A 2,520-nucleotide genomic window follows, 5' to 3' on the forward strand; every position below is an offset into this window, starting at 1 on the left:
GACTGGCGCGACGAGGCCATCGCTCTGAAAAACATCAATGGCCGCTACGAGATAATGCTCGGCGTCCATACCGATCCGCCGATCCCGATGGTCACAGGCCGTGCCGTGACCGATGCGCGTGGTCCGTTTGCGCGGGCGCGTTTGATCAACCTGGGGGCTGATGACGGCGTTCACGCCGGTAATCCGGTGCTTAGCGAACATGGCGTTGTCGGTCGCATCAGCGGTGCCAGTGGCGGTGTCAGCCGCATGGTTCTGCTGACGGACGTATCCTCGCGTATTCCGGTGATGGTCGAGCGTACCAATGCCCGCGCCATCCTGACGGGGGATGCCAGCCGCAATCCGCGTCTGGACTATGTGCGGGGTATGAACATGGTTCAGGCAGGCGATCGTGTCATTACCTCGGGTGATGGCGGTGGTTTCCCGCGCGGTCTGCCGATCGGCACCGTGGCCAAGAGCGTCGACGGCTCATGGCGGGTCAAGCTGTTCAGCGAACGTGCGGCCATCGACTATGTTCGGGTGCTGTTGTTCCAGGACTTCAACCAGTTGATCGACCCGTCGACATTGACGGCACCGACCCTGTCTTCGTTGAACACCGCACCGGCCCCTACGCCGCAACAGGCTGCTGCGATTGTGGACGCTACAACGCGCCGCGCCGCTGTGAGCGAGGCGGCTGCCGAGCGTGCCCGTCAAGCTGAAGCGCAGGCCATCGCCCGCGAACAGGCCGAGGTGCGAGCACGAGAACAGGCGGCTGAAACGGCCAGACAACAGGCTGCGACTGCCGCAGCACAAAACCCGGCTCCTGTGAATCAAACCCCTGTAAACGGGAATACAGGGGGATGAGGCGGCCCATTTCGGTTCGAGTTGTCGGTCCCCTGCAGTGGATCGTCTATCCGGCCCTGTTGACGGTTCTGGCAACCATAGTCCTGGCCACACCGCTAAGACTGTTCGGCATTTCCTTGCCGGAACCTGTGTTTGCTCTGGTGCTGGTCTATGCGTGGCCGATGATCCGGCCCGCTGCAATCGGCCCTGTGGCGCTGATTGTTCTGGGCCTGTTTCTGGATATTTTCTGGGGTGGGCCGATCGGTCTGTGGCCTCTGTCCTTCCTGATTGCCTATGGCGGCATGCTGGTCAGCCGGACCTTTATGTCCGGCCATGCAACGGTCATTAATTTCGTCCTTTATGTGTGCTGTGTCGTCACGGTGTTTTTCGTGGCCTATGTGGTGACGGCTTTGCGTATCAATAATGCGCCCAGTGTGTTGGCGCTTGCAGGACAGATGATCCCGACCCTGTTGTTGTTCCCGCTTGCGGACTGGTTCGTTCAGAAATTCGACGACAATGATGTGAGGTTCCTGTGAGCAGCGAACCGCAACTGTTCTTTACCGACGTCAACGAACGGCAGGCGCTGTTCCTGCGCCGTACCGTTATTTTCGGTGGCGCAACACTGGCGGGCGTGGGTCTACTGGTGGGACGTCTGGCCCAGTTGCAGCTGTTCCAGGCCCAGCAATATGCGACCCTTTCGACCCGCAACCAGTTCAACTTCCGACTGGTGCCACCGCCGCGCGGCCTGATTAAAGACCGTCACGGCGTAACGATTGCAGGCAACAGGCCCAGCTTCCGCGTGTTGGTCGTGCGCGACGAAACCAAGGATCTGGACCAGACGCTGGACCTGCTGGGCCGTCTGCTGCCCGATACGCTGGAGCGTCGCCGGACTATTATCCGCGAAGTGAACGCCGCCCCGCGCTTCTCGCCGGTTCCGATCAAGAGCGACCTGACGTGGGAAGAGTTTTCCAAAGTCAATCTGCACGCGGCGGACCTTCCTGGCGTCATGGCCGATATGAACGAGGCCCGCTATTATCCGCATGGCGGGGCCTATGCCCACGTCGTCGGCTATGTGGCCAAGGTGTCGGACAACGACGTCAAAGGCATGCGCGAACGGGGCGAGGAAATACCGTCCATCCTTTATAACCCCGGCTATCGGATTGGCCGCGTGGGGCTTGAAAAGGCACTGGACGAACCCTTGCGCGGCGAAGCGGGTGGTAATCGCGTCGAAGTCGATGTGCGCGGCCGTGTGGTTGCCGAAGATATGGCTGGCTCCAAACCCGCCGTGCAGGGCTCCGAGGTCGTTCTGACGCTGGACAATGACGTCCAGCAGCGTGCGCTCGAGGTCTTTGGCGAAGAAGCCGGCAGTATCGTTGTCATGGATGTTCGCAATGGCGACATTCTGGCCATGGTGTCTTCGCCGTCGTTCGATCCGAACCTGTTTGTGTCCGGTGTACCGTCGCGGATTTACCGCGCACTGGCGGACTATGAACGCCGCCCTCTGACCGACAAGGCTTTGGCGGGGACATTTGCGCCCGGTTCGACGTTCAAGCCCGTTGTTGGTCTTGCGGCCATGAAACGGGGTCTGGACCCCACGCGCCGCATTGTTTGCAATGGCAGCTTCTATCTGGGGCGCCGGTTCGCCTGTCTGGGACGTCACGGCGCGCTGGATTTGCGCGGGGCTATCAAGGCCTCGTGCAA

The 2,520-nt window shown here is 61.0% G+C and carries 3 protein-coding genes; all 3 read left to right on the forward strand.

Translation table 11 applies throughout. The annotated features are described in order from the left end of the window. Positions 1 to 840, forward strand: an 840-nt coding sequence (gene mreC, locus RSB01_RS08260) for a rod shape-determining protein MreC (RefSeq protein ID WP_332625285.1), incomplete at its 5' end; no start/stop codon positions are given. Further along, positions 837 to 1,355 (forward strand): hypothetical protein, encoded by a 519-nt coding sequence (locus RSB01_RS08265; protein WP_332590066.1) that lies wholly within the window; start codon positions 837 to 839, stop codon positions 1,353 to 1,355. The genes mreC and RSB01_RS08265, both read left to right, overlap by 4 nt. Beyond that, on the forward strand, positions 1,352 to 2,520 hold a 1,169-nt coding region (locus tag RSB01_RS08270), incomplete at its 3' end, for a penicillin-binding transpeptidase domain-containing protein (RefSeq protein ID WP_332625286.1). The genes RSB01_RS08265 and RSB01_RS08270, both read left to right, overlap by 4 nt.

The sequence above is a fragment of the Brevundimonas sp. genome (assembly GCF_036659295.1).
In the GTDB taxonomy this organism is placed as follows: Bacteria; Pseudomonadota; Alphaproteobacteria; order Caulobacterales; family Caulobacteraceae; genus Brevundimonas.

Bases quoted from the DNA above. Each gene is read 5' to 3' on its own strand.
- RSB01_RS08265 (WP_332590066.1), top strand. From the start codon at position 837: ATGAGGCGGCCCATTTCGGTTCGAGTTGTCGGTCCCCTGCAGTGGATC.